Source organism: Azorhizobium caulinodans ORS 571, from assembly GCF_000010525.1.
Lineage (GTDB): Bacteria > Pseudomonadota > Alphaproteobacteria > Rhizobiales > Xanthobacteraceae > Azorhizobium > Azorhizobium caulinodans.
In genome coordinates this window covers 3,930,524-3,952,545 of sequence record NC_009937.1, presented here as the reverse complement: position 1 = coordinate 3,952,545, position 22,022 = coordinate 3,930,524, and the positions used below count along the sequence as shown (strand labels likewise).

33 protein-coding genes are annotated in these 22,022 nt (G+C 66.5%); 8 read left to right on the top strand and 25 right to left on the bottom strand.

Annotation, left to right across the window (positions count from 1 at the left end; all coding sequences use genetic code 11):
* Nucleotides 1-133: 133 nt before the first annotated feature.
* Together AZC_RS17655 and AZC_RS17650 are read left to right on the top strand one after the other, a co-directional pair.
* On the top strand, nucleotides 134-373 hold the full coding sequence (locus AZC_RS17655) for a hypothetical protein (RefSeq protein WP_043879539.1): 240 nt from the start codon (nucleotides 134-136) through the stop codon (nucleotides 371-373).
* 93 nt (nucleotides 374-466) lie between these two features.
* A complete protein-coding gene (locus tag AZC_RS17650) occupies nucleotides 467-706 on the top strand; it encodes a hypothetical protein (RefSeq protein WP_012171954.1) in 240 nt (79 codons plus the stop codon).
* Nucleotides 707-789: 83 nt separating this feature from the next.
* Here the strand turns inward: AZC_RS17650 and AZC_RS17645 are convergent, their stop codons facing one another.
* The 4 genes from AZC_RS17645 to AZC_RS17635 all read right to left on the bottom strand — a co-directional run bounded on the left by AZC_RS17645 (nucleotide 790) and on the right by AZC_RS17635 (nucleotide 2,313).
* Nucleotides 790-1,218 carry a group II truncated hemoglobin gene (locus AZC_RS17645; protein ID WP_043879538.1) on the bottom strand — a complete coding sequence of 143 codons (429 nt, stop codon included), beginning with the start codon at nucleotides 1,216-1,218 and terminating at the stop codon, nucleotides 790-792.
* A gap of 103 nt (nucleotides 1,219-1,321) precedes the next feature.
* Entirely contained in the window at nucleotides 1,322-1,489 is a 168-nt protein-coding gene (locus tag AZC_RS25865) for a hypothetical protein (protein WP_012171952.1), read from the bottom strand.
* An 18-nt stretch (nucleotides 1,490-1,507) separates the two neighbouring features.
* Nucleotides 1,508-1,831: a DUF6156 family protein gene (locus AZC_RS17640; RefSeq protein ID WP_012171951.1), complete on the bottom strand. Its 324-nt coding sequence runs from the start codon at nucleotides 1,829-1,831 to the stop codon at nucleotides 1,508-1,510.
* 41 nt (nucleotides 1,832-1,872) lie between these two features.
* Entirely contained in the window at nucleotides 1,873-2,313 is a 441-nt protein-coding gene (locus tag AZC_RS17635) for a Rieske (2Fe-2S) protein (RefSeq protein ID WP_043879537.1), read from the bottom strand.
* Between the two features lie 150 nt (nucleotides 2,314-2,463).
* Between AZC_RS17635 and AZC_RS17630 the strand changes: the two genes are divergently transcribed.
* Complete coding sequence (locus AZC_RS17630; protein WP_043880467.1) at nucleotides 2,464-3,126, top strand: glutathione S-transferase family protein; 663 nt, start codon at nucleotides 2,464-2,466, stop codon at nucleotides 3,124-3,126.
* A 33-nt stretch (nucleotides 3,127-3,159) separates the two neighbouring features.
* Here AZC_RS17630 and AZC_RS17625 read toward each other — a convergent pair whose 3' ends face one another.
* The 19 genes from AZC_RS17625 to AZC_RS17535 all read right to left on the bottom strand — a co-directional run bounded on the left by AZC_RS17625 (nucleotide 3,160) and on the right by AZC_RS17535 (nucleotide 16,498).
* Nucleotides 3,160-4,506: a hypothetical protein gene (locus tag AZC_RS17625; protein ID WP_052285982.1), complete on the bottom strand. Its 1,347-nt coding sequence runs from the start codon at nucleotides 4,504-4,506 to the stop codon at nucleotides 3,160-3,162.
* A 77-nt stretch (nucleotides 4,507-4,583) separates the two neighbouring features.
* Nucleotides 4,584-4,802 (bottom strand): hypothetical protein, encoded by a 219-nt coding sequence (locus AZC_RS17620; protein WP_043879536.1) that lies wholly within the window; start codon nucleotides 4,800-4,802, stop codon nucleotides 4,584-4,586.
* A 76-nt stretch (nucleotides 4,803-4,878) separates the two neighbouring features.
* Complete coding sequence (locus tag AZC_RS17615) at nucleotides 4,879-5,187, bottom strand: 2Fe-2S iron-sulfur cluster-binding protein (RefSeq protein WP_043880465.1); 309 nt, start codon at nucleotides 5,185-5,187, stop codon at nucleotides 4,879-4,881.
* A 159-nt stretch (nucleotides 5,188-5,346) separates the two neighbouring features.
* On the bottom strand, nucleotides 5,347-6,552 hold the full coding sequence (locus AZC_RS17610) for a DegT/DnrJ/EryC1/StrS family aminotransferase (protein WP_012171946.1): 1,206 nt from the start codon (nucleotides 6,550-6,552) through the stop codon (nucleotides 5,347-5,349).
* A complete protein-coding gene (locus AZC_RS17605; RefSeq protein ID WP_012171945.1) occupies nucleotides 6,549-6,818 on the bottom strand; it encodes a hypothetical protein in 270 nt (89 codons plus the stop codon). The genes AZC_RS17610 and AZC_RS17605 overlap by 4 nt, the downstream gene beginning before the upstream one ends.
* Nucleotides 6,819-6,864: 46 nt before the next feature.
* Nucleotides 6,865-7,224: a DUF3024 domain-containing protein gene (locus AZC_RS17600; RefSeq protein ID WP_043879535.1), complete on the bottom strand. Its 360-nt coding sequence runs from the start codon at nucleotides 7,222-7,224 to the stop codon at nucleotides 6,865-6,867.
* Nucleotides 7,225-7,299: 75 nt separating this feature from the next.
* Nucleotides 7,300-7,539: a nitrogen fixation protein NifZ gene (locus AZC_RS17595; RefSeq protein ID WP_043879534.1), complete on the bottom strand. Its 240-nt coding sequence runs from the start codon at nucleotides 7,537-7,539 to the stop codon at nucleotides 7,300-7,302.
* Between the two features lie 5 nt (nucleotides 7,540-7,544).
* Entirely contained in the window at nucleotides 7,545-7,850 is a 306-nt protein-coding gene (locus AZC_RS17590; RefSeq protein ID WP_012171942.1) for a nitrogen fixation protein NifZ, read from the bottom strand.
* Nucleotides 7,847-8,620, bottom strand: a complete 774-nt coding sequence (locus tag AZC_RS17585; protein ID WP_012171941.1) for a 4Fe4S-binding leucine-rich repeat protein — start codon at nucleotides 8,618-8,620, stop codon at nucleotides 7,847-7,849. The genes AZC_RS17590 and AZC_RS17585 overlap by 4 nt, the downstream gene beginning before the upstream one ends.
* Nucleotides 8,610-9,083, bottom strand: a complete 474-nt coding sequence (locus tag AZC_RS17580; RefSeq protein WP_244421878.1) for a hypothetical protein — start codon at nucleotides 9,081-9,083, stop codon at nucleotides 8,610-8,612. Before AZC_RS17580 ends, AZC_RS17585 begins: the two co-directional genes overlap by 11 nt.
* 107 nt (nucleotides 9,084-9,190) lie before the next feature.
* Nucleotides 9,191-9,520, bottom strand: coding sequence for a HesB/IscA family protein (locus AZC_RS17575; protein WP_012171939.1), 330 nt, complete (start codon nucleotides 9,518-9,520; stop codon nucleotides 9,191-9,193).
* Nucleotides 9,521-9,539: 19 nt separating this feature from the next.
* Nucleotides 9,540-9,764, bottom strand: a complete 225-nt coding sequence (locus AZC_RS17570; RefSeq protein ID WP_012171938.1) for a YfhL family 4Fe-4S dicluster ferredoxin — start codon at nucleotides 9,762-9,764, stop codon at nucleotides 9,540-9,542.
* A 21-nt stretch (nucleotides 9,765-9,785) separates the two neighbouring features.
* Nucleotides 9,786-11,345, bottom strand: coding sequence for a nitrogenase cofactor biosynthesis protein NifB (gene nifB, locus AZC_RS17565; RefSeq protein WP_012171937.1), 1,560 nt, complete (start codon nucleotides 11,343-11,345; stop codon nucleotides 9,786-9,788).
* Nucleotides 11,346-11,605: 260 nt separating this feature from the next.
* Nucleotides 11,606-12,469, bottom strand: coding sequence for an SIR2 family NAD-dependent protein deacylase (locus tag AZC_RS17560; protein ID WP_012171936.1), 864 nt, complete (start codon nucleotides 12,467-12,469; stop codon nucleotides 11,606-11,608).
* Between the two features lie 5 nt (nucleotides 12,470-12,474).
* A complete protein-coding gene (gene nifT, locus AZC_RS17555) occupies nucleotides 12,475-12,693 on the bottom strand; it encodes a putative nitrogen fixation protein NifT (RefSeq protein ID WP_012171935.1) in 219 nt (72 codons plus the stop codon).
* Nucleotides 12,694-12,840: 147 nt separating this feature from the next.
* Nucleotides 12,841-13,932, bottom strand: coding sequence for a cysteine desulfurase NifS (nifS, locus tag AZC_RS17550; protein WP_244421877.1), 1,092 nt, complete (start codon nucleotides 13,930-13,932; stop codon nucleotides 12,841-12,843).
* Between the two features lie 73 nt (nucleotides 13,933-14,005).
* The gene (locus AZC_RS17545; protein WP_012171933.1) at nucleotides 14,006-14,290 is read right to left on the bottom strand and encodes a NifU family protein; all 285 of its coding nucleotides are present in this window, start codon (nucleotides 14,288-14,290) and stop codon (nucleotides 14,006-14,008) included.
* Nucleotides 14,291-14,319: 29 nt separating this feature from the next.
* Nucleotides 14,320-14,640 carry a HesB/IscA family protein gene (locus AZC_RS17540; protein WP_012171932.1) on the bottom strand — a complete coding sequence of 107 codons (321 nt, stop codon included), beginning with the start codon at nucleotides 14,638-14,640 and terminating at the stop codon, nucleotides 14,320-14,322.
* Between the two features lie 175 nt (nucleotides 14,641-14,815).
* A complete protein-coding gene (locus tag AZC_RS17535) occupies nucleotides 14,816-16,498 on the bottom strand; it encodes an ATP-binding protein (RefSeq protein ID WP_012171931.1) in 1,683 nt (560 codons plus the stop codon).
* 164 nt (nucleotides 16,499-16,662) lie between these two features.
* Between AZC_RS17535 and AZC_RS17530 the strand changes: the two genes are divergently transcribed.
* Nucleotides 16,663-17,271 (top strand): hypothetical protein, encoded by a 609-nt coding sequence (locus AZC_RS17530; protein ID WP_012171930.1) that lies wholly within the window; start codon nucleotides 16,663-16,665, stop codon nucleotides 17,269-17,271.
* Between the two features lie 162 nt (nucleotides 17,272-17,433).
* Here the strand turns inward: AZC_RS17530 and AZC_RS17525 are convergent, their stop codons facing one another.
* Together AZC_RS17525 and AZC_RS17520 are read right to left on the bottom strand one after the other, a co-directional pair.
* A complete protein-coding gene (locus AZC_RS17525) occupies nucleotides 17,434-17,859 on the bottom strand; it encodes a Rieske (2Fe-2S) protein (RefSeq protein ID WP_012171929.1) in 426 nt (141 codons plus the stop codon).
* A gap of 22 nt (nucleotides 17,860-17,881) precedes the next feature.
* Nucleotides 17,882-19,510 carry a flavin monoamine oxidase family protein gene (locus AZC_RS17520; RefSeq protein ID WP_012171928.1) on the bottom strand — a complete coding sequence of 543 codons (1,629 nt, stop codon included), beginning with the start codon at nucleotides 19,508-19,510 and terminating at the stop codon, nucleotides 17,882-17,884.
* 291 nt (nucleotides 19,511-19,801) lie between these two features.
* Between AZC_RS17520 and AZC_RS17515 the strand changes: the two genes are divergently transcribed.
* The 4 genes from AZC_RS17515 (at nucleotide 19,802) to AZC_RS17500 (ending at nucleotide 21,784) form a co-directional block, all read left to right on the top strand.
* A complete protein-coding gene (locus AZC_RS17515) occupies nucleotides 19,802-20,260 on the top strand; it encodes a hypothetical protein (RefSeq protein ID WP_043879533.1) in 459 nt (152 codons plus the stop codon).
* Nucleotides 20,261-20,342: 82 nt separating this feature from the next.
* Entirely contained in the window at nucleotides 20,343-21,203 is an 861-nt protein-coding gene (locus tag AZC_RS17510; RefSeq protein WP_012171926.1) for a sulfurtransferase, read from the top strand.
* A gap of 11 nt (nucleotides 21,204-21,214) precedes the next feature.
* Nucleotides 21,215-21,469: a hypothetical protein gene (locus AZC_RS17505; protein ID WP_012171925.1), complete on the top strand. Its 255-nt coding sequence runs from the start codon at nucleotides 21,215-21,217 to the stop codon at nucleotides 21,467-21,469.
* Nucleotides 21,470-21,784 carry a hypothetical protein gene (locus AZC_RS17500; RefSeq protein WP_012171924.1) on the top strand — a complete coding sequence of 105 codons (315 nt, stop codon included), beginning with the start codon at nucleotides 21,470-21,472 and terminating at the stop codon, nucleotides 21,782-21,784.
* Nucleotides 21,785-22,022 lie beyond the last annotated feature (238 nt).

The following is a 22,022-nucleotide window of genomic DNA, read 5'->3' as shown; positions in this document are numbered from 1 at the left end:
CCTGTTGCCTTGCCGACAGAGGCCGCATGCTCAGGCGCTGGACGCGGGCCGGCGCTGGCGGTCCGGACCGGCAAGAATCTTGCTCGGGCCGTTGCGTCCGGCGCGCAGCCGGGATGCAGCACGGGGCGTTGAGATGAGCGAAGGTTTCTTCGTGGACTGGGACGGCAACATCCGGGCGACGGAGGATCCCGGCGGCGGCTATCTGTGCGAGGTGGACCGGGTCGCCCGCTATGTGGCCGTGAACACGACGAGCGGCACGCTTGTCCACGAAGCGACGCTCTACAAGACGCTCGCGGACGTGGCCAAGGCGGGGATCACCGCCTCGCTCGTTCCTGGTTCCCATCCCTGGGGCAAGAAGCGCGACGGATTCTGACGGCGACGCGGCGGCGCCGGGCCACCGTGTCCCGCGCCGCCGGCCGTGCCCGAGGGGGGCCGGCGTAATGTTCTCGAGACGGGAGGTTCGACGATGCTGCCCACCACCATCCTGATCGACGAGGCGCCGCGCTGCGTGGTCCGGCCCACGGACAACAAGGATCTCCAGCGCTTCCTGCGCAACGGAAAGTCCTTCCTGCTGGCGGAGAAGCCCGGCGGCGTCATCTCCCACCGCATGGCCGAGCCGGCCGAGATGGACAAATGGTCGACGGCGCTTTCCCTGCATAAGGCCTGGGGCGGAGCCGAGGAGGAGTTTTTCGGGATTCCGCTCTAAATCTCCGGGAGCGCGGCGGCTTTGCCCGCCCCTGCGATGTGGCTGCGGTCCAGCGGAGCGGAACCGGCGTTCGACAGGACCGCTCAGGGCTTCCAGGTCTGTGTGCCCTCGGGCGCGTCGGGCTGGTTGCGCATCCAGTAGGCGAGCTTGGTCAGCGTGTCGTCGAGATGGCTGCGGACGGCCTCGTCCGCGATCGTCTCGGCCATGGCGCCGCGCATGCAGAGCATCCAGGCCTCGGCGTCCGGCGACGCGATGGCAAAGCCCATGTGCCGCTGCCGCAGGCGGGGATGGCCCTTCTCCACCGAATAAAGCTTCGGCCCGCCGAGCCATTCGGTAAGATAGCGCTTGAGCACGGCCTTGGTGTGGGAGAGATCGTCCGCATGCATGAGGCGGATGCGCCGGGCGTCCAGTTCGGTGTCCATGCGCCGGTAGAAGGCTTCCACCAGACGATCCACCGTCTCGGCCCCGCCGATGCGCTCGAAAATGGTGACTTCGGCCACGGTCTCGGACATCGCTCTCTCCTTTGCCGGCAGCCCTATCACACCGGCGCGTTGTGTTCAGCGCCCAAAGTGTCCCAGTTCATCGGCCCGCGCGCCGACAGCGCCGCACGTTCCCTCACTCCTCCAGGCTCGGCTGGAGAATCACCTCGGAGGGCGCGCCCGGGCCTTCGCCGGCGATGAAATCGAGGCTGTCGATGCTCGCGAGGCCGCCGTCGCAATCCATCAGTACCACGGCGTCCGCCGGCAGGCTGGAGAGGGCGGCGATGAGCTGGGCGACGGTCATGGCGGGCTCCCGGCGGCGTCAGGCTTCGGAGGCGATGGGGATGCCGGCGGCATCGAAGGCGAGTTCGGCCGGCTCCTCATCCAGCATCACGATGGCCGCGTGCCGCAGCGCGCCATTGTCGTGATAGGCATAGCGGTGGGAAAGTTCGATCTCGCCATAGACCACCTTGTCGAAGCCGCGCAGCACGCCCGCGGCATCGAAATAGGCGCGGATGAAGGTGTTGCGATTGGAGAGCGCGTCCGCCGCGATGGGATTGACGAGCGTGAACGGCAGCTTGACGCCCGTGTAGGACACGAAGAACCGCTGGTCCGGCCACTGCGCTGTCTCTGCCTCTTCGATCATGCTCGGCTTGTCCTGTTGCGGGAGAAAGGATGATCAGGAACTCATTCCGGGTGGATCGATATCTCCATGGTCTCGTCGGGCTCCTCCCGCACGCTTTCGTCTTCCACCAGGCTGACGCCACACAGGCACACGTCGCCGGCGATGATGGTGAGGGCCAGCGGCTCAAGGCTCGCTCCTTCACAGGGGCCGGAGAGGCAGGTGCCGCTCTCGATGTCGAATTCCGCACGGTGGCGGCTGCAGGCGATGCGCGCGCGATCGGCGGTGAGGAAGCCGCCGGAGCTGATGTTGAGCCAGGTCCTGTTGTGCGGGCACACGTTCACATAGCCTACATATTCCCGCGCGCTCTTGCGGATGACGAAGATGGAAAAGGGACGCGCCTCGCCATTCTCGTGGCGCCGGAAGAGGCTGAAGGCCTTCGCCTCGCCGGGGCTGATCGCCTCACGGTGGCAGATGGCATAGACCTCGATATCGTCGGCCGGCACGGTCCTGCTCCCTTGGGGGGTCGGCGTCGCAAATCCGACGGCCCGATGTCGCGTCCCGCGCGTCACCGGGCCTGATCTCGCCACCTGCGCCGATATTTGCATGAAGCGTGCCGAAGGCGCCGCGGCGTCGGGGAGGCTTCCATGGCGATGATGAAATTCTACATGACGCCCGGCTCGTGCTCGACCGGCATTCACATTCTGCTGGAAGAGCTGGAGCAGGTCTTCGAGGCTCATGTGGTGAACCTGCCGGCGGGCGACCACTTCCGGCCGGAATACGTGGCGATCAATGCGAAATCGACGATCCCTACTCTGGTGCGGCGCGACGGGACAGCCCTCACGGAGGTGCCGGCCATCGCCTATTGGCTCGGGCGCACGCATCCGCGCGCCGGACTCTGGCCGCAGGACGTGGAGGTGGAAACCCGGCTGCTGGAGGCCATGGCCTATATGACCGCGACCATCCACGGCCAGGGCTTCGCCCGCCTCTTCGCCACCTCCACCTTCACGCGCAATGCGGCTGACCATCCGGCCGTGAAGGCGCTGGGCGAGGAAATCGTGCGCAAGGGGTTCGGTGTGCTTGCGCAGGCGCTGGGCGAAGGGCCCTACCTTGCGGGGGGCTTCAGCGTCGCGGACCCCATCCTGTTCTATCTGGAATTCTGGGCCGACAAGCTGGGCCTCGCTTTGCCGTCCGCCGTTGCCGCGCACTACGCACGCATGCTGGACCGCCCGGTGGTGCGGCGGGTTCTGGCGGAAGAGGGCTACGCTCCGTCGAAGCTCGGCCAAGTCGCGATTGCCGACGCGGTGGAGCCCGCATGACGCATCGAGAATGGGCCGGGCGGACGCCTCTGATCAGAGGTGCTCGACGTGATAGCGATCCTGCGCCTTGAGCGCGTCGAGATCCCCCGCTCCGGCTAATGCCAGGTGACTCGCGAGGAGACCAACCATGGTCCGCTCGACGCCGGCCGTCACCACATCGTCGCCACAGACATAGACATGAGCGCCCTCGCTGATCCAGGCGAGCAGCTCAGGAGCGGCTTCCGCAAGCCGCCCTTCCAAGCTTCCTGCTTGAGGGCCGGACTGCGTCCAGGCCGTGGTGAGGGTGGTGAGGTGTCCCTGCGCGCGGAAGGCCCGCAATTCGTCCTCGTAGAAATAATCGGTGGCGGCGCTGGCATGGCTGAAGAACAGCCAGGCGGGCCCGGACTCCATGCGCGCCCGCCGGTCCTGCAGGAAGGCCCGGAAGGGGGCGATCCCTACGCCTGCGCCGATCATGATGAGCGGAACATCCCTTTGCTGCGGCAGGCGGAAGTGCGGCGCCCGCCGCAGCAGGCACTGAAGGCGGGAGCCCACCGGCGCACGCGTGCTCAGGAACGTCAGCGCACTCCCTTTGTCCTCCTTCTCCACCACGAGGGCCGCGATGCCCGGGTGGAGACGGGCGCTGGAGGTCACGAGATGGAAGCGGGGTTCGAGGGGGGCGAGGCACGCGAGCAGCGCCTCCGGACTCGGCCGGAAGCGCGAGAGCAGGCCGAGCGCCGAAAGCACGTCCATGGCGGGCGCAGGGGCATCGCGCAGCGCGAGGGCGGTGTCCCGTCGTTCGCCCGTTGCAAGGGTCGCAATCAACTGGAACAGATCCGGCGTCGCATGGTCGAGATCGTAACGCGCCAGAAGGTGGGCGCGCAGGCTTTCGCCATCCGCGAGGCGCCGGCCGCACAGGCCGAGATGGGCGAGGATGCGCTGCACGAGGATCGGGTCGTTCTCCGGCAGGATGCCGATGGCATCTCCGGGCTGGACCGCGACCGGCGTCTCGCTGAGATCGAGTTCCACATGCACGGCGGGTTGCGATGAGCCGGCGCGGCCAAGGCGGCGCCGGCATTTCAGCAGGGCATCGAAAGGGAGGAGATCCGCCGTATCCGAAGCGTCGGCCGAAGGACGGGCCGGAGCGGCAGGTGGCCGCCCCATCTCGGGCGCACAGAGGCCGTGAGCGGCGAGGAGCGCGCGTACGTCCGCGCGCGCTGCCGGCGTCAGCGTGTCGAGATCAAGCAGGGCACGCGCGAAGCTGCCGGGCGCGTCCGCAACGGGCAGAGCGGCAGCGCTTGCCGACGACTCGCCGAGGGTCGGCTTGTCCCGCCCATCCAGGGCAAGGTCAGGCGGGGGGACGGGCGCCCCCGTCTGAGGCCAGTGGGTGATGGGATGGTTCATGGGGCCGCTCCCGCGCAGGCCGGTGGCGAAAGGTCTGCGGGCTGTCGGGTGTGCGGCACCATGATCATCTCCGGATATCACGCGGCGGCGGGGGCGGCGCTTGCCTTCAGCGCCGGGAGCGCTTCCGTCGGGATGCGGAACACGCCGCGGCCGCCGGCGAGGGCCTGGTAGGTGCTCGGCACCTCGAGGCTCAGGAAATTGAACCAGTCCTGAGGCGTGAGCGCCGCGGGGCGTTCGCTGATCTCGATGACGCTGCCGTTGGCAGCAAAGCGCACGTGAAGAATGGCATTGCTCATGGGTCCACTCCGTCTGCTGGGGTCAAAGGAAGCGGAACGTCCGGGCGAGGGCGGGTGCCCGGACGCACGCGGAAACTCAGAGGCCCGAGCCGAAGCCCAGGAGCTCGATCTTGATGTTTTCGGTGCCCAGCACCTTCGCCTGGCAGGCGAGGCGGGACTTCGAGCCGACGCCGACGATGGAGTCGAGCTTCTCATTCTCCTCGCGGGCGATCTTGGTGAGGCCCTTGCGGCCCTCCTGCACGAAGATATGGCAGCTGCCGCATGAGGCCTTGCCGTCGCACTTGTGCGGGATCTTGATGTCGCCCTTCAGCAGCACCTCCAGCAGACTCATGCCTTCGGCCGCTTCGAGCACTTCCCCACCGGGAGAGATGGTGACAGTGGTCATGGAAACCTCCTTCATGTCTTCGGGTACACGACGCCTGTTCCGCCCCGGCCGGGCCGGTGCAGATGATTGAATGATCAGTTACGAGACGGAGGGTGGCCGGGATCGCGATCCCTTGGCTCCGGCTCCCGATGGACGTTCCGCCGGCAGCGCCGGCGGGCGTCAATAAATGGCTGCTCCCGCGCCCACATTGATGGAGGCGTCCTTCATCGTCTCGACGATGAACTGGATCTGGTCCTCACTCAGATGGGCGTGGAAAGGGAGGGCGACGGCTCGGTCCGCGAGCTTCTCCGAGACCAGATAGTCGCCACGCCGGTATCCCAGGTCGAAATAGTGCCGCTGCAGGTGCAGCGGGTGGCAATAGCCGGCGGCCTCCACCTGCTCGACCTTCAGGTCCTCCACGATGGAGTCGCGGCTGGAGCGCGAGAAGCGGTTGCCGAGGTGCACGAGGTAGAGGAACCAGTTCACCTCGGTCACATCGGGCGCCATGTAGGGATCCTTGATCCCCTCGAAGGACTTGATGTGCTTGTAGTAGAGGTGTTCGGTGCTGCGCCGCCGTTCCAGGATCTCGTCCAGCCGCTGAAGCTGGGTCAGGGCCAGCGCGGCGGAAATCTCGCTCATCGTGGCCTGGAAGGGCGGGGTGCCGCTCACCACCACGGACGAGCGCTCGTCCAGCCGGTGCGCGCGATGGCGCCGGGCGGCCACCGCCACGTCCACATCGTCGGTGACGATGATCCCGCCCTCGCCGCAGGTGATGGGGAAGGGTTGGGAGAAGTCGAAGACCGACGCATCACCGAAGGTGCCGACGAGCGCGCCCTTGTAGCGCGAGCCGATGGCTTCGGTGGAATCCTCCAGCAGCTTCAGGCCGTGCCGCTCCGCCACGGCGCGCAGGCCGTCCCACGCGGCCGGATGGCCGTTGGTGTTGGCCGCGAGAATGGCCTTTGTGGCCGGGGTGATACGCGCCTCTGCCTTCTCGGGAACGAGGGTTCCCGACCAGTAATCCACGTCGGCAAAGACCGGTCGTGCGCCCACGAGGCTGATGGCATGGGCCGTTTCGCGGAAGGAATAGGGCGAGGCGATCACCTCGTCGCCCGGGCCGATGCCATAGGCTTTGAGAACGAGCATGAGAGCGAAGGTGCCGCTCGGCACCGCCACCGCATAGCGCCGGCCCAGATAGGCCGCAAACGCGGTCTCGAAGGCCCCGACGACGGCCCCCCCCGACAGGCGCGGGCTGCGGAGCACGCCATCGACCGCCGCCAGTTCCGCGCCGGTGATATCGGGGTCGGACAGGGGAATGAAGCCGACATCGAGTTCGGCTTCGTCGGTTTCCGCGCGGGTATCGCCATCGATGAGTGCGGACTCAATCATGGCTTCACCTTGCGCTTGGCGAGCACGACGCCGGTGGCGCGGGCGGGATCGGAGGTGAGCTGGACGCAGTGGTCGGCGGTGTCCAGCAGATGGACCTCATAGGCCGGATAGGTGCGGAACGGCTCGTCCGACATGTCGGAAGCATCACAGCCGGTCCAGGACAGGTGCGGAAGCAGACCACGCAATGTCGCGATCACACCGCTGCCGTTGTCCGGCGCCGAGAGGATTTTCTCGATTTCCGCCAAGTCGTTCTCTGCCAGCGCCATGATCCTGACCCTATGATGGAAGGCCTCAGTCTGGAACGATGCAAAATCATTGCCAGAAGATGCGCTCGGGATCGAGGTTGATCTCCTCCAGCGCATCCGAGAGCTTCTCGTGGATGCTGTGGAGGCCCCAGCGCCGCGCCGCATGCTCACGGGCATAGAGCTGCCAGCGGCCGGTATCCACCTCATGGATGAGCAGCGCCACATCGACGATGCCGCCCTCCGGGTCGATGTTGCGGGAGCAGCAGGGGCTGGAGATATGATAGCCGCCCGCCGTCGCCTTCACGAGCGGCGACACATAACGATAGCGCTTGCGGTTCTCGAGCCCGCGCTCGATGCGCTTGCGGTCGAGATCATTGGGATGAGGCGACAGGCGCAGGTTGGCGCTCGTCATGGCCGCGGAACGCATCACCGGTTCTCCTTCCAGATCGCGTGCCGCGCCCGTCCTTGCGGCGGCGCGGAAAGGGTATGGCGGGTTCTCCGCTCAGAGCGGCGTGATCTCTTCCTCGAAGCAGCCGACCACCAGCTTCTCTGAGAATTCCACGAGATAGATGGGCAGGTTCGCCTCCGTGTGGGTGCCGACCTGCACGATTTCGCCGAGGCCACCGGCCGGCACGAGAATCTGCGCGGGAGCCGCCTCGGGGAACGAGCCGTCGTTGATGAGATCGATGGCGGCCCGCACGCGCATGCCCCACTGGTATTTCGGTTCTCTGGGCTCAAACACGGTCGTCACTCCGGCAGGGGGATGTCGATATCGTCGCGGGAGACCACGGGCTCCAGCTCCTTGCGCTTCATGCCGACGCGGTTGCCGCTCTCGGTGAATTCCACGCCATAGATGTAGAACTGCTGGAGGAATGTGCCGATGCTCACCACGTAGCCGAGCTCGCCCTTCCGGGCGAGCACATCCCCGATCTCCTTGCCGGCATAGGTGCCGTCGTTCCGGATGGTGCGGCGGGCGCGCACCTTCTCGCCATAGGAGAAATAGGGCGGATCATTCAGTTCCACCACGTCGCTGTCGCGAACAATGTTGCTCATGGCCGGCTCCCGATGCCGTCGGCGTACGGCGTCGCCTGCCGGGCGCGGGCGGCCTCGCGCACAAGATCGTCGCAGTCGTCGGCGAGAGCGGCGAGTTCGCCGACGGGGGCGGCGCAGGCCACCTCATAGCGCACACGCCAGTCCGCATCGTTCTTGAGCCGTGCCACGAGGTCGGGCGAAAGGCGGCGGGCGATCTCAAGCCGCACGGTGGCGTCGGCGTCATCGGCCATGCGCAGCAGCCACTCGCGGGGCAGGCGCTGCGCGACGACGCGGCGGACCTCCGTCTCCGGATCGGCCATCATTCGCCCGAGCAGGGCGGGCGGCACGCGCCGGGCGACCACGAGGCGCACATAATAATCCTCGTCCGCCATCATCGGGCCGAGGTCGGCATCTTCCAGCAGGGAGACGATGCGGATGCGCACCTCCCGGTGCGGATCGTGGCGCAGCGGCAGGATGAGGCGCTTGGGCAAGCGGCGCGCCGCATTCCAGCGCACGGTCTCCTCCGGATCCTCCAGCAGCGGCGGCAGCAGGAAGGTGCTGGCGTGCTTGGCGGCGATGGCCCGCACCTCGAAATGCGGATGCGCCACATAACGGTTGGCGAGGCCGGGGTTCCAGTTGAAGAAACGGTCGATGCGCCGGGCGTAGCGATCATGCACGCAGGCATGCTTCAGCCGGCAGCGGCCTTCGGCCTCGATGTCGCGATGGGTGCAGCTAGCGCAATCGATGTCGTGGCCCTGCCAGTCCAGAGCCTCGTCGATGTCATCCGTCATCGTCTTGCTCCGCCCGGTCCAGAATGTCGAGCAGCACGCGGGCGCCGATCTTGTCGCTCGGGTCGAGCTGCATCAGCTTGGTGGCGGCGGCACGCCCTTCCTCCAGCTCGCCAAGGCGCATCTGGAGATAAGCGTAGCCCTTGAGGCTGAAGAGGAAGAAGCGCGGCTTCAGGCTCTCGTAGCGGCCGAAGTCGGCGTCGCCGGCGTGCACATCGCGCCAGTCCGTGGAGAAATTGTTGTCCCGTGCGGACTTGATCAGACATTCCTTGGACACTTCGAGCGCCTCCGCCAGCCGTCCTTTGTAGAAATAGAAACGGTACAGGCCGATCAGCACAGCCACATGACCAGGCGCGAGCCCTTGTGCGGCCTTGAGATGCGCCTCCGCGACAGCTCCATCCGCATAGGCAAGGCTCGCGGCATGAAGATGGGCTTCAGCGTCCTCCGGCAGCCCACCGCCCAGCAAGGGATCGGAGAGGAGCGCGTCCTCGAAGCCGTCGGAGACAGGGGCTCCCGCGCCGGTGAGGGTGCGGGAGCCGGAGGTGTCGCGTGCCGTGTGCAAGGCCGCTCCGCTCAGGACAGCTGCACGGTGCCGTGCGAGCTGCAGGTGCCCGTGGCCTTCGGATCGCGGAACACCAGCCCGGTCTGGGACGCGGTGTCGGCGAAATCGATGGTCACGCCTTCGAGCAGGATGCGGCTTTCCGCCGGCAGGAAGAGGCGCACGCCATTCTTTTCCACCACCGCATCACCGCTGGCCGGAGCCGGGGTGACGCTGATGTCCGCGCTGAGGCCCGAGCAACCGCCGGGGCTCAGCACCAGACGGAAGCCGCTTGCGGCATTGCCGTCCGCCCGGAGCATCAGGCGGATGAAACGCTCCGCCGCCGGTGTCATCTGGAAATTCATGGTTGCGCCTCCCCTTTTCTCACGCCGCGCCTTGGTAGCGCGGGTAGGACGTGTCGATGATGCAGGTGTCGTCCACCGGACAGACGGCCGCGCACTGCGGCACGTCATAATGTCCGATGCACTCGGTGCACTTCTTCGGGTCGATCACGAACGTGCCGTTCTTCTCGCTGATGGCCACGTTCGGGCATTCCGGCTCGCAGGCCGAACAGCTGGTGCACTGGGATGAGACGATCTTGAGTGCCATGGCTGCCTCCCGATCGTTCGCTCAGGCGGCCGAGATGAGCGCGCCCTGGCGAATGGCGGCATCGCCACGCGCCACGTGCTCGATCTCGCCCGAATTGACCTTCGCGAGATAATCCTTGAACCAGCCGATGGCCGATTTCTCGATGAACTCGTGGGCGAACTGGTCCACCGGCTCGATGCCGGCCTTCAGCAGGTCGCTCTTCGGGCAGCCGCCGATCTTCGCCACGAACACCGCATGGCAGTCGTTGATGGCGCGGATGATGGTCTCCAGGCTGTCCTCCTCGCCATAGCCGCCCTGGCAATAGAGATCGACGCGGCGATGACCGACGAACTTGGCGCCCGCCGTGGAGAGCTCATAGACCTGGAATTCCTTGGCATGGCCGAAGTGCTCGTTGATGAGGCCCGAGCCCTTGGTCGCTACCGCCACCAGAAGCTTGATGTCGCTCATCTCGCCAGCGAGGCCGGCCAGCTCTTCCTGCTTGGCCGCGACCTTGGCGACGCGCTCTTCTTCCACCGCGGCCTGGTAGGCCTTGCGGCCTTCCATGTCGTAATTCACCTCCATCGCCATGATCTTGTCGGTGGTGAATTCTGCGCTGCGGTCTTCGCCGAGCAGGCCCACCGCATCGGCGCGGCACTGGCGGCAGTGACGCATCATGTTCATCTCGCCCTCGCAGCTGTCCTGCAGGGCCTTCAGCTCCTGGGCGGTCGGGCCGCGCTGGCCGTTGAGGCCGAAGACGGTGCCGTGCTCGGGGGCGGAGATGAGGGGCATGATGTTGTGCAGGAAGGCGCCGCGCGACTTCACCGCCTTGTTCACCTCGACCAGATGCTGGTCGTTGATGCCGGGGATCATCACCGAGTTGATCTTGGTGAGGATGCCGCGGGCGGTGAGCATCTCGAGGCCGAGCAACTGGCGATCGGTGAGGATCTTGGCCGCGTCGATGCCGGTGTAGCGCTTGTGCTTGTAGAAGACCCAGGGGTAGATCTTCGCGCCGATCTCGGGATCCACCATGTTGATGGTGATGGTCACGTGATCGACATTGTAGCTGGCGATGGTGTCCACGTGGTCCGGCAGGGTGAGGCCGTTAGTGGACAGGCAGAGCTTGATGTCCGGCGCGGTCTTCGAAATCAGTTCGAAGGTCTTGAAGGTCTTCTCCGGATTGGCGAGCGGGTCGCCCGGGCCGGCGATGCCGAGCACCGTCATCTGGGGGATGGTGGAGGCCACCGCCAGCACCTTCTTGGCCGCCTGCTCGGGGGAGAGCTTCTCGCTCACCACGCCGGGCCGGCTCTCGTTCGCGCAATCATACTTGCGGTTGCAGTAGTTGCACTGGATGTTGCACGCCGGGGCGACGGCCACATGCATGCGGGCGTAATGGTGGTGGGCTTCCTCGCTGTAGCAGGGATGGTTCTTCACCTTCTCCCAGATTTCGGTGGGCAGGTCGCCCTGACCCGCGCCGGAGCCGCAGCTGGCCTTGCCGCTGCCGCCCGAGGTGCCACAGCCTTTGTGTTCGGCAATGGCCTGCATGATCTCACCCATGTCGGGAGCGCTTCCGGCGCTGCTGACGTCCTGTGTCAAGCCGTGCATGTCCGTTCCTCGCTGCTGGCCGATCCGCAATATTACTGAGGAGATACCAGCAACAGCCGTGCCACCACGGCGGGAGGAGCCGGAAGCGTTGAACATCAAAAGCTTGTTGGCTTTGTCCACTCTGTCGCGTTGCCAACAGCGCGGAGGATGCGACACAGCTCATGTTGGAAAGATTACAGATCGAGGCTGCGTCTGCGCGGGCAAAAAAGAACCGCGCCCGAAGGGCGCGGCAGGCACAGGAGAGATGATGCCGAAACGCTTCAGGCGCAAAGGATCTCCACCGCCTTGTCCAGCGGCAAGGCGAGCGGCGTGAGACCCGCCTCCAGCAGGAAGCGCAGCTCATTCTTGGAGAGGGCATCGGGCTCGACGAGGGCGTAATGATGATCCGACGATCGCTTGATCAGCTGCCGTGCGTAGGTGCGCAGCATCTGGTCGTTGAACCGGCAGCCGAGGAACAGGAAGCTGCGCTCGGTGCGCCGGTGCTTCACGATGTCGGGGATCGGCGTCTGGATGTCGATCTCGGTCAGAACCTCCACATAATCGGCGTCCGAAATGAGGAAGTTCTTGGCGGGCGCCACGCTGCCGTGCGGCTTGTAGAGCAGGGTGGTCCAGCTCTCGGCCGCGGCCTTGTCGGTTTCCGCGCCCGCGGCGTCGTAGAAGCGATACCAGCGGTCCTCGCCGATGCCGGCGCGGGTGATGCCCTGTGCCTCGCCCCAGTCGCTGCGCTCGGCAAGGGCCGCCCGCATGGCGCCGTCATACCAGGTGTCGACGATCATCGGCACCGGAAGCGACGCTAACAGGCGATGCAGCGCATTCGGCGTCACCTTGGGCGTGAAGGCTTCCGTCATGTAGGCGGTCACGGTGGAGCGGTGCTTCATGCTCTCGATATGCTGCGCCGAAGCCCAGGCATTGCCCTTCGCCCGGCGTGGCAGCGCCACCTTGGTGCCGAAGAAGGCCGCGAGCGCCTCCGGCCCCAGCGGCACCTCCGGTTGCGAGAGGGCGGCCACCGCCGGCCCGAGATAGGGCACGATCGCCCCGGCGCGCAACTGGCCGGCGACGTCCTTCAGCACGGCCGTGGCGTCGGCTGGATTGGCGAAATCGATATGCGGGGTCGGGGCGTTCATGGCCGTCAGCCTTCGTCTTCGCCGCGCTTGCGCGCATTCACGGTGATGGGCAGCGTGGTGTCGGCGGCCATCTCCGGCAGCTCCAGCACCCAGCCATTGGCGATGCGGATCCAGCCGCCCCAGAGGGTCGGGTGCTCGCTTTCCACGATCGGCTCCTCCAGATCCTTCTTGGGAACATAGATGGAGAGGCCGGTCTCGGGTGAGCGGCGGATCATGATCTTCATCGTCTGGATGCTCCTTGGCGCCTTAGAGCCGGATCTCCGCGCATTGAATTGCTTTGATGCTTCAATGTGCGGGCAGAATCCGTTTCTATTCGATAAATTAGAGTGCGATCACTGATCGCGCGCTCGCCAGAGAAAGCGGCGCGCCGGTCAGGCCGGCACGGTGGACCGCAGCCTGGCGGTGATTTCCGGCAGCACCTGCAGAACCCGGTCGACGTCGTCGTCCGTATTGTCGCGCGAGAGCGAGAAGCGGATGGCCCCGCGCAGCGCGCTCGCCGGCACCTGCATGGCTTTCAGCACATGGGACGGCTCCATGGAGCCGGAGGCGCAGGCGGAGCCGAGCGAGGCGGCGATGCCCGCCTTGTTGAGATTGTGCAGTACCGCCTCGCCCTCCAGATGCTCGAAGGCGATGTTGGTGGTGTTGGGCAGGCGTCCGTCCGGCACGCCCAGCGCCCGGCAGGGGCCGGCCTGCTGGAGCACGCCCTGTTCCAGCCGGTCGCGCAGCGCGCGCACGCGGCCCTGTTCCTCGGGCAGCTCTTCGAGCGCCAGCGCCGCCGCCGCCCCGAGGCCGACGATGCCCGGCACATTCTCCGTGCCGCCGCGCCGCCGCCGCTCCTGCGGGCCGCCACGCACCAGCGGGGCGAAAGGCGTGCCTTTGCGCAGATAGAGGGCGCCGATGCCTTTTGGCCCGTGCAGCTTGTGGCCGGAGAGCGAAAGCATGTCGATCTGCGTCGCCGCCAGATCGATCGGTATCTTGCCGACCGCCTGAACCGCGTCCGTGTGGAACAGCGCGCCGACGGCGCGGGCCATCTGCGCCAGCTGGGCGACGGGGAACAGGGTGCCCGTCTCATTGTTCGCCCACATGATGGTGGCGAGCGCCGTGCGCGGAGAGAGCGCGCGGGCGAAGGCCTCAAGATCAAGCCGTCCCTCGCCATCGACACCGATGCGATGAACGGTGATGCCGCGCGTGGCTTCCAGATGATCCAGCAGGTTCAGCACCGCCGGGTGCTCGACCGCGCTGGTGACGATCTCGTCCCGTCCCTCCTGCGTGGCGAGGGCGGAAAGGATGGCGGTGTTGTCCGATTCCGTCCCGCCGGAGGTGAAGACGATCTCATGATCAAACGCCGCGCCAATCAGCGCCTGAAGGCTGCGACGGGCGGCGCGCACGCTTTCGGCAACGCTGCTGCCGAACGCGTGGGAGGAGGAGGCATTGCCGAACTGCTCGGTGAAAAAGGGCAACATGGCCGCGACGACGGCGGGATCGACCCGCGTCGTCGCGTTGTTGTCGAGATAGATCGGCACGGCTCCGTCCCGCTCAGTGCTTCGCAGCGCCGGCGACCGGCACCACGCGCACGAGCTCTCCAAGCCGCTCCACGAGGCGGGACTGGATGCCCTCCAGCGTCATGCTCGCGAGCTTGCAGAAGACGCAGGCGCCGGTCATCTTCACCAGCACTTTGTTGCCTTCGAGCCCGAGAAGCTGGCAGTCGCCGCCGTCGCGCTGGAGGTTCGGGCGGATCTCCTCGATCACGGCCTTGATGATCCGTTCGCGCTCGGTTTCGACGACCGGTGCCGCTTCGGGGATCTGGGTCTCGATCAGCATGATGGGAATGTCTCCGTGGGAGCGACGGTTCAGCCGAAGGACTTGCCGCAGGAGCAGCTGTTGTTGGCATTCGGATTGTCGAAGGTGAAACCCGAGCCTTCGAGCGCCACCACGAAATCGATGGTGGTGCCGGCGAGATATTCGTGGCTCTTGTTGTCCACGAAGACCTTCACACCCTCGCGTTCGATCACCGTGTCATCGGGCTCTGCATCGACGACGAGGCCCATCTGGTACTTGTAGCCGGCGCAGCCGCCCGCCTCGACCTGGATGCGCAGGCCGCCCACGGGCCCGCCCGCGGAGCCAATGGCCGTGCGGACCGCATTCAACGCGCTGTCGGTGAGATTGATCATGGCCGTCTCCCTGATGCGTCAGAGCCGTTCTGACGTATGATCAGCAAGAGGCGTGCCAGCGATCAGTCCTTTGGAATCATTGCAGAAGTGTCGCTGCTGCTGTCGCGAAGCAGACCCTTGTCGCCTTTGCGACACGGGCGGTTTGCGCCACCGCCCGCCATCCGATTGTCCGGCCTCAGGCCATGCCCCGGAAGACTGCGCAACGCTCGAATACGGGAAGGCCCGCCGGCACCTGCTTGTGGTGGCAATATTTCGCCACCAGCTTGGCGAGCCCCTTGATGTCGCGGCCGGAGGCGTCGGGAAAGGTCTCCACCAGCGTGTCGATGAGCTGCCCATCTAGGTCGAGCGCGAACTGCTCCGCCATCACGTCCCAGATGCGCCGGCGGGCGGCGGCATCCGGCGTGTGAAACTTGATGAGCGCGATACAGCGCGAGACGATGGCCTCGTCGATGTCGTCGATGCGGTTGGTGGTGAGGAACAGCAGGCCGTTGAAATATTCCAGCACCCGCAGGAAGACGCCGACCACCGCATTCATGGTCATGTCGTCCTCCCGCCGCTTGATATAGACGTCGGCCTCGTCGATCAGCATCACCGCGCCCCAGCGCTGGGCGCGGGTGAGCGTCTCGCGCAGCGCCGCCTCCATGGCCGCCGCATTGAGCCCCAGCTGGCCGGAATGCACGCGATAGAGCGGGCGCTGGATGATCTCCGCATAGACCTCGGCGGTGAGCGTCTTGCCGACGCCTGGAGGGCCGGCGCAGAGCACGGTGGTGCCGCCCGATTTGCCGGCCACGATGTCATCCATCAAGAGGTCCATCTCGGCGGTGAGGATGTCGATCAGGTCGGTCTGTTCCTCCGGCAGCACCAGCTTGTGCTTGAGGTCCGGCTGGTAGGCATAGGGTTTCATGTCGTCCACGTGCACCCACAGATAATGGTGCAGGTCGAGGTGGAACATGAGGATGTAGGGGTGGATGGGAATGCGGCTGAACAGGCCGGCGGGGATGCCCGCCTTCTGCCGCTCCACCTCGTCTTCGGCGTCATAGAGATTGCTCTTGGCCGCCTTGCGCAGATAGGCGCCGAGGATGTCGCCCGGCACGTCGAGCGTCAGGGCGCGGGAGGTCAGGATGCTCTCGTCATTGACGAGCCGCGCCGGGCCGCCGCTGGCGGAGAGCACCACCACATCCTTGCGCGACCAGTCGGTGTCGCGGTGGGAGGCGTTGGGATCTTCCGTATAGAAGGCCGTGCCGGTGCCGGTGAACTGGGCCCCATAGCGGCCGCGCCACTCGAAATAGCGCGCTTCCGTCGCCTCATAGGCGGCAATGAGCTCCGGCGTTTCCTTGACGAACCCCTTGGCCGCCAGAATTTCCGCCACCGTCTTTCCGGCGATGTCGCCGCTCGAGATCCGCAAGGTGTTGGAGGTGAGCGCGCCCTTGGCGTTCGCCTTCAGCTCGACGAACAGGCGCCCGGCCTCATCATTGGAGGGGGCGGTGTAATCGATACGCGTCACCACGTAGGGCAGGGGGCGGCTGGTGACGCTGGCGGTGAACAGCCAGCCCTGGATCGCCCCGTCCACGAGATAGGCGGCGATGGCCGGCAGGACGGCCTCCAACGCATCCGACGTAAACCTGACACTTTTGTCGTTGAACGCCCGTTGCAGCGTCGCGATCTGGGCCGATCGGGTCGCGAGCTCCGGCCCGCCGTCACGATAGAGATCCTGAAGGAAATCGATCTCGTCGCCGGAGAGCTGGGTGAAGCCCACCTCCACCCGGTCGCCGAAGCGCAGTTGATCCTTCAAGGGGCTGAGGCCGGGAAAGCGCGCCACCATGGCTTCGAGGTGCGGCCGTTCGATCTGAAGCTTCATGGGCGGACAAAGCCTCGGGTTTTGCAGATGGGGGTGCGTCATCCGATGCAACCCTTGCGCCATAAGGGGCGGCGCGGCGCATCCGGTTTCGGCCCCCGATTTGCATGAAGGCGTTTCCAGCCGGCCTGACGCCGGTCCACGGGCTTGAGATCGAGGATGCTTCCATGACCACGCTTGAGAAGACGGTGACCATCGAGGAGACCGCTTTGAGCCGTCTTGACCAGGAGAACCGCCTGTTCAACGCGGTCCTCAAGGGCCCCACCAAGAAGCCGGGCCGTTTCGGCTTTCGCGGCGATATCGCGCTGAAGTTCCAGGCCCAGGTGGCCGACGAGAAGCGTCCGCCGGACTATTCCATCGAAGGGGTGCTGACCGTCGTGCAGGCGGGCGAGCCGACCATCTCGATCCTCGTCGGCTACATCCACTCCTTCGCCTATCTGCCGGAGGTGGCGCAGGTGCTCTCCGGCCTGCTGACCCCGACCGGCACCTACTTCATCTTCTGCAACAACATCGATCTTCTGGCGAAGTATCGCGTGGTCGTGGACGGCATCACCTTCTTCGTGCTGCCCTGCGATGAATCGACCGTCTGGAAGGAGATGACCGACCTCCTCTCCATCGACAAGAACGACATCAAGAAGCTCGATACCGCTGGCAAGCTCGATTATGTGCTGGATGCTGCGATCGGCTTCAAGGAAGCCTATCCCACCATCACGGTGGAAGAGGGCATCGCCCGCATGGGGCCGGTGAAGAACCGCAACGAGAACCGTCCCGTCTGACGGCGCGCCGCGTCCGGATGCCGCCCGGTCCGGACGCTGTTTTCCGCTGCCGCTGACCGCCGGATCACCGAGATATCCGTCTCCCGAAATGGGTCCTGCCCTAAGCCCGTCGGCGTCCTTCCGGCGGGCTTTATTGTCTCGCAAGCCCATGGGGACAGGAAATCAGGCTTCCTCGTCGCAGGTCGCCGGGGCGTCGAATTCCTCGTCTTCCGCATCTTCGGCCAACTGGACGCCGACGACGCAGATGTCACCGTCCAGAACCACGAGGGGGACGGGCGTCAGGCTCTCGCCCTTGCATGGGCCGTCCATGCAGCGGCCCGTGCCGAGCTCGAACTGAGCGCCGTGCTTGCCGCACATGAGGCGGATGCCGTTGGGGTCGAGGAACTGGTTGCGCTCCCAGTCCAGATTGACGCCGTGATGGGGGCAGCGGTTCTCATAACCGAACACCTGCCGTCCCCAGCGCACGATGACGATGGGCCAGGCGATTTCGGCGCCGTCCTGCCCAACCCGCACCAGTTGGAGGCCCACCGCGCGCTGGCTCGGAATGTCGTTCAATTGGCAGATGGCATAGACGAGATCGGTATCCATGGGATGGCTCCAGACCGAAAGCTCAGTGCTGCAAGGGGATCACGCGGGCGCCGCTGGCGGCGGGTTCGGCGGCGGGCGTCGCGCCGCCGGCCGCCTTGGCGAGCAGCACGCGGTTGACGGCGCGGGAGAAGTCCTGCCAGGCGGCCGCGACGTCGCGCAGCATCGCCTGCACATAGTCCTTGTCCGGCTTGTGCTCGGTGGGGAAGTTCGACAAGGCACACGAGGTGCGGTTGAAGGCGATGGCGTCGTCCAGAAGAGTCTGGAGAAAGACGCCGAAGGGCTTCTGCACCAGCGGGGTCAGGGCGGAGCGGCCGCGCTCCACCGCCACATCGTCCATCACGAAGGGCAGGGCCGCTAATTCGTCCAGCGCCTCGCTGAAGACCCCTTCCACGGCGGCGAGCAGGGCGCGCTGGGTCAACTGGTCGCGCTGCTGTGTGGAGAGATCGCGGGTCAGGTGGCGGCGATAGGCATCGAGCGCCCCGTCATTGCGGCTGCCCACCCAGGCGGTGAAGCGGGCGAGGCAGGCTGCATTGGGGTCCACATCGACCGCGAGCGTCTCGCCCTGGGTCGCAGGGCGTGGCAGGGTGCGTTCGATGCGGTGGGCGGCCTCAAGCGCGCCCTCCAGATAGCCGGCCCCTCGGGCGGCGGTTTCCGATCCGCCGAAATGCAGCCGCCCCTCCCAGAAGGGGCGACGCAGCAGCGGCGGACCATGGTCCACATGCTCCGGCGCGGGCGCCGCGAGATCGCGCGTGCTGCAGGTGAAGGGCTCCCGCGCCCAGTCCTGATAGGCCTGCACGCCCCCCTCCACCGCGCTGCCGAAGAGCTGGACCATCTGATTGTCCATGAGCATGGGCAGGCCGGCGGCGAAGGCCTGCCGCAGCTCCGGCGCGAGGGCAAGGAAGCCGCCGAGCGCGGCGGGGCTGCCGCCCGGCCCGCAGGCGTCGTAAATCTCGCCCACCACGGCCTGCTCGTGCGTGACGAAGGCATTGCCGGAGAAGCCGGCCTCCCGCCAAGCGGCGCTGTCATAGGCGATGGCGACCTTGGCCTGCGCCGCCATCCATGTGGCGGTGCCTTCCAGGGCTTCCACCACATGGGGCTCCAGGGCGGGCGTGAAGCGGATGCGCTCGGCCACGAGACGTGGCGGCAGCGCAAGCACCACCGTGCGCGCGGTCATGGTGCGGGGACCGCTGTCGGTCGAGAAGGTGAGGCGCACGTGGTCGCCGGCATCCGCCACTTCGGTCAGGGCATGGCCGAGATAGAGCCGCCCGTCCGGCAGGGCGCCCGCCAGCGCGGAGACGAGTGCGCCCAGCCCCTCTGCGACACGGCGGGCATCGCCATGCACGAACCGCCCCGCGATGCGCTCCACCTTGGCGTCGGCCTCGCGCATGTGCAGAACGGTACCGTCATCATGCTGCGGCAGGCTCTCGAAGCCGAGTTCCGCGAGAAGACCAGAGATGAGCGGCTGATTGCCCGGCCAGAACCAGGCCGGCCCCAGGTCCAACGGCAGGCCGGAGGCCGCGTGCTGTGTCAGGATTCGACCGCCCAGCCGCTGTCGCGCCTCGAACACCGCCGCGAAACGTCCCTGCCGGGCCAGGCTGCGGGCGAGGGCCAGTCCGCATAGCCCGCCGCCGATGATCGCCGTCTCAAGCATGGCCGATGCCTCCGCATGCGCCGGATGCCGCGCACCTTCCGGGCGGGCGATCCGGGTGTGTGTCTGCTCCAGCAAGAACCGTGCAAGCGCTTTGTCTGGAAGGGTTTCAATCAAGGGGCGAAGCCGTTTGTCGCACCCCGGCCGCGCATCGTGTGTGAAATCCGACGCGCCGGCCGCGGCCAATCGGCTCGGTGGGGAAAAGTGCCTGCCCACGCAAGATCTTAAATGTAGGCCCCGCCGCTGGCACGCTTCTTGATGCCTCACCGGCGAACCCTGTGCTGGAGACCATCCATGAACCTGTCCCTGGAGTTCGCCTCCTCTTCCCTCGACGAGATCAAGGCCGCGCTCGCGGGCGGTACGCTCACCTTCTATTCGGTCGCCCGCCCGCTGACCGCCGACCATAAGGTGGACCGCAGCGCCGTGCTCGCCACGCTCTCCTTCGCAAGCCCCGCCTTCGGCACGCCCACCGATGCCGGCGAGACGCCGCAGTTCGCGGCCAATCCGGTCCAGGGCGCGACCACCGGCACCTTCGGTTTCGCCCGCGCCACCACGGCGGACGGCACGGTGGTGGCGGATTTCTCCGCCGGCCCCGGTGATCGGGAGATCAAGCTGGCCGAAGTGTCCACTTCCCACGGCGCGCCGGTGCGGGTGGTGTCCTTCAAGTTCAATCCGGAGGGCGGCTGGCCGGAGCGGCCCGACTATTACGACACCCATCCGCGCGCGGGTTATCCGCTGCACAAGGCGCTCTGAAACCGGCAGGTGCGTCGTGGGTTTCGGCCCCGCCGCACCTGCCTTCCACCGTGATATCGCGTGAGCTGCGGGAGATCTGTCGATGTCGTCATCCGCCTTTGAAACGCCTGTCGTCAGCACCGAATGGCTCGCCGCGCATCTGGGCGAGGGGGATCTGCGCATCCTCGACTGCACCTGGCATCATCCGAGCACCAATCTGGATGGCCGCACGCAGTATCGGGGCCGTCACCTGCCGGGCGCGGTGCATTTCGACATCGATCAGGTGGCCGACAAGACCAACCCGCTGCCGCACATGCTGCCCAAGGAGGAGGATTTCGCCGCCAAGATGGGGCTGCTCGGTGTGGGCACAGGCGATCGCGCGGTGGTCTATGACCGGCTGTGCGGCGGGGCCGCTGCCGCCCGCGCCTGGTGGATGTTCCGGGTCTTCGGCCATGAGAACGTGGCGCTGCTGGACGGCGGCTATGCCAAATGGGCGGCCGAGAAGCGGCCCGCCGAGATGGCGCCCGTGCGGCCAGAGGCGCGCAGCTTCACCGCCGGCTTCAATCCGGCGCTCCTGCGCACGCTGGACCAGATGAAGGCGAATCTCGCCTCCGGCGCCGAACAGGTTCTGGACGCGCGTGGGCCCGGCAAGTTCGATGGCACGCAGGAGGATGTCTATGCCTTCGCCAAGCGTGGCCACATGCCCAACGCGGTGAATGTGCCGTGGGGCGATCTCGTCGATACCCAGACGGGAGCCCTCGTCGCCCCGGAGGCGATCTCTGCCCGCTTCGCGGCGGCCGGTGTCGATCTCGACAGGCCCATCGTCACCACCTGCGCCTCCGGCATTCTCGCGCCCATGCTGTCGTTGGCGCTGAAGCTGCTGGGGCGGGAGGCCCCGGTCTATGACGGCTCCTGGGCCGAGTGGGAAAAGGCTGCCGACGCGCCGGTGGCGGCTGCCGCCTGAGGGAGGGCGCCATGTCGGATGCGGCGGAAACCCTGCTCTCCGGCGCGGAGTATGAACTCCTCGCCGGGCCGGGCGCGGGCGCCTACCGGCTGCGGTGCAAGCCGGAGCAGCGCGTGGCGCTGCTGGAGGGGGAGGATGCGGCGCGCTTCCGCGCCGATCTTGAAACGGTGCAGCAGCAGTTTCCCGGCTGCACGGCGGATCAGGCCCTGGCCCAGCTCTGGGATCAGGGCGGCTATAGCTGGCTGGCGGCGGAAGAGGAGGAGTGAATGGCGACGCTCGTGAAGACCACGCTGGATGGGCGAAAGCTGGAGGTGGTGGGCCTTGCCATCTGCCTCGACGGCAAGCTGGAGGCGCCAGATCTCATCGAGGTGAAGGAGCACCCCAACCGCCGCGCCATCTGGGAAGTGGCGCCGGAGGCCACCCATATGGCCGGCCGCGTGCCGCTGACACAGGACGAGGCGGAGATCGTCTTCCAGGCCTTCAAGCATGCGGAGGCGAAGATCCTCGCCAATCCGGTTGCCATCAATGAACGTTTTCGTCTCGCCGCCAAATGGAAGGCGTGCGAGCAGGGGATCGAATAGCCGCCCGCTGCGCGGTCCCCTTTTGCAAGAGCCCTGTTCCCCCCGCGCCCTTCAGGCTTCCGCCTTCGGGCTCTTAAAACCTGGAGAAATTCCGCATTTCAAGGAACCGCGGAACTCTCTAAACCCTTGGTTTGACGCTATTCCTTTCGCAGAGCGTGCATGCTTCCGCGAAAATTGCTTCAGCTTTGACGTGACCCCATGACTTGCCGGCCCGACCCTGTCGTGGCCGGCATTTTTT

Bases quoted from the DNA above. Each gene is read 5' to 3' on its own strand.
- AZC_RS17655 (WP_043879539.1), top strand. From the start codon at position 134: ATGAGCGAAGGTTTCTTCGTGGACTGGGACGGCAACATCCGGGCGACG.
- AZC_RS17650 (WP_012171954.1), top strand. From the start codon at position 467: ATGCTGCCCACCACCATCCTGATCGACGAGGCGCCGCGCTGCGTGGTC.
- AZC_RS17645 (WP_043879538.1), bottom strand. From the start codon at position 1,218: ATGTCCGAGACCGTGGCCGAAGTCACCATTTTCGAGCGCATCGGCGGG.
- AZC_RS25865 (WP_012171952.1), bottom strand. From the start codon at position 1,489: ATGACCGTCGCCCAGCTCATCGCCGCCCTCTCCAGCCTGCCGGCGGAC.
- AZC_RS17640 (WP_012171951.1), bottom strand. From the start codon at position 1,831: ATGATCGAAGAGGCAGAGACAGCGCAGTGGCCGGACCAGCGGTTCTTC.
- AZC_RS17630 (WP_043880467.1), top strand. From the start codon at position 2,464: ATGAAATTCTACATGACGCCCGGCTCGTGCTCGACCGGCATTCACATT.
- AZC_RS17625 (WP_052285982.1), bottom strand. From the start codon at position 4,506: ATGAACCATCCCATCACCCACTGGCCTCAGACGGGGGCGCCCGTCCCC.
- AZC_RS17620 (WP_043879536.1), bottom strand. From the start codon at position 4,802: ATGAGCAATGCCATTCTTCACGTGCGCTTTGCTGCCAACGGCAGCGTC.
- AZC_RS17615 (WP_043880465.1), bottom strand. From the start codon at position 5,187: ATGACCACTGTCACCATCTCTCCCGGTGGGGAAGTGCTCGAAGCGGCC.
- AZC_RS17610 (WP_012171946.1), bottom strand. From the start codon at position 6,552: ATGATTGAGTCCGCACTCATCGATGGCGATACCCGCGCGGAAACCGAC.
- AZC_RS17605 (WP_012171945.1), bottom strand. From the start codon at position 6,818: ATGGCGCTGGCAGAGAACGACTTGGCGGAAATCGAGAAAATCCTCTCG.
- AZC_RS17600 (WP_043879535.1), bottom strand. From the start codon at position 7,224: ATGCGTTCCGCGGCCATGACGAGCGCCAACCTGCGCCTGTCGCCTCAT.
- AZC_RS17590 (WP_012171942.1), bottom strand. From the start codon at position 7,850: ATGAGCAACATTGTTCGCGACAGCGACGTGGTGGAACTGAATGATCCG.
- AZC_RS17585 (WP_012171941.1), bottom strand. From the start codon at position 8,620: ATGACGGATGACATCGACGAGGCTCTGGACTGGCAGGGCCACGACATC.
- AZC_RS17575 (WP_012171939.1), bottom strand. From the start codon at position 9,520: ATGAATTTCCAGATGACACCGGCGGCGGAGCGTTTCATCCGCCTGATG.
- AZC_RS17570 (WP_012171938.1), bottom strand. From the start codon at position 9,764: ATGGCACTCAAGATCGTCTCATCCCAGTGCACCAGCTGTTCGGCCTGC.
- nifB (WP_012171937.1), bottom strand. From the start codon at position 11,345: ATGCACGGCTTGACACAGGACGTCAGCAGCGCCGGAAGCGCTCCCGAC.
- AZC_RS17560 (WP_012171936.1), bottom strand. From the start codon at position 12,469: ATGAACGCCCCGACCCCGCATATCGATTTCGCCAATCCAGCCGACGCC.
- nifT (WP_012171935.1), bottom strand. From the start codon at position 12,693: ATGAAGATCATGATCCGCCGCTCACCCGAGACCGGCCTCTCCATCTAT.
- nifS (WP_244421877.1), bottom strand. From the start codon at position 13,932: ATGTTGCCCTTTTTCACCGAGCAGTTCGGCAATGCCTCCTCCTCCCAC.
- AZC_RS17545 (WP_012171933.1), bottom strand. From the start codon at position 14,290: ATGCTGATCGAGACCCAGATCCCCGAAGCGGCACCGGTCGTCGAAACC.
- AZC_RS17540 (WP_012171932.1), bottom strand. From the start codon at position 14,640: ATGATCAATCTCACCGACAGCGCGTTGAATGCGGTCCGCACGGCCATT.
- AZC_RS17535 (WP_012171931.1), bottom strand. From the start codon at position 16,498: ATGAAGCTTCAGATCGAACGGCCGCACCTCGAAGCCATGGTGGCGCGC.
- AZC_RS17530 (WP_012171930.1), top strand. From the start codon at position 16,663: ATGACCACGCTTGAGAAGACGGTGACCATCGAGGAGACCGCTTTGAGC.
- AZC_RS17525 (WP_012171929.1), bottom strand. From the start codon at position 17,859: ATGGATACCGATCTCGTCTATGCCATCTGCCAATTGAACGACATTCCG.
- AZC_RS17520 (WP_012171928.1), bottom strand. From the start codon at position 19,510: ATGCTTGAGACGGCGATCATCGGCGGCGGGCTATGCGGACTGGCCCTC.
- AZC_RS17515 (WP_043879533.1), top strand. From the start codon at position 19,802: ATGAACCTGTCCCTGGAGTTCGCCTCCTCTTCCCTCGACGAGATCAAG.
- AZC_RS17510 (WP_012171926.1), top strand. From the start codon at position 20,343: ATGTCGTCATCCGCCTTTGAAACGCCTGTCGTCAGCACCGAATGGCTC.
- AZC_RS17505 (WP_012171925.1), top strand. From the start codon at position 21,215: ATGTCGGATGCGGCGGAAACCCTGCTCTCCGGCGCGGAGTATGAACTC.
- AZC_RS17500 (WP_012171924.1), top strand. From the start codon at position 21,470: ATGGCGACGCTCGTGAAGACCACGCTGGATGGGCGAAAGCTGGAGGTG.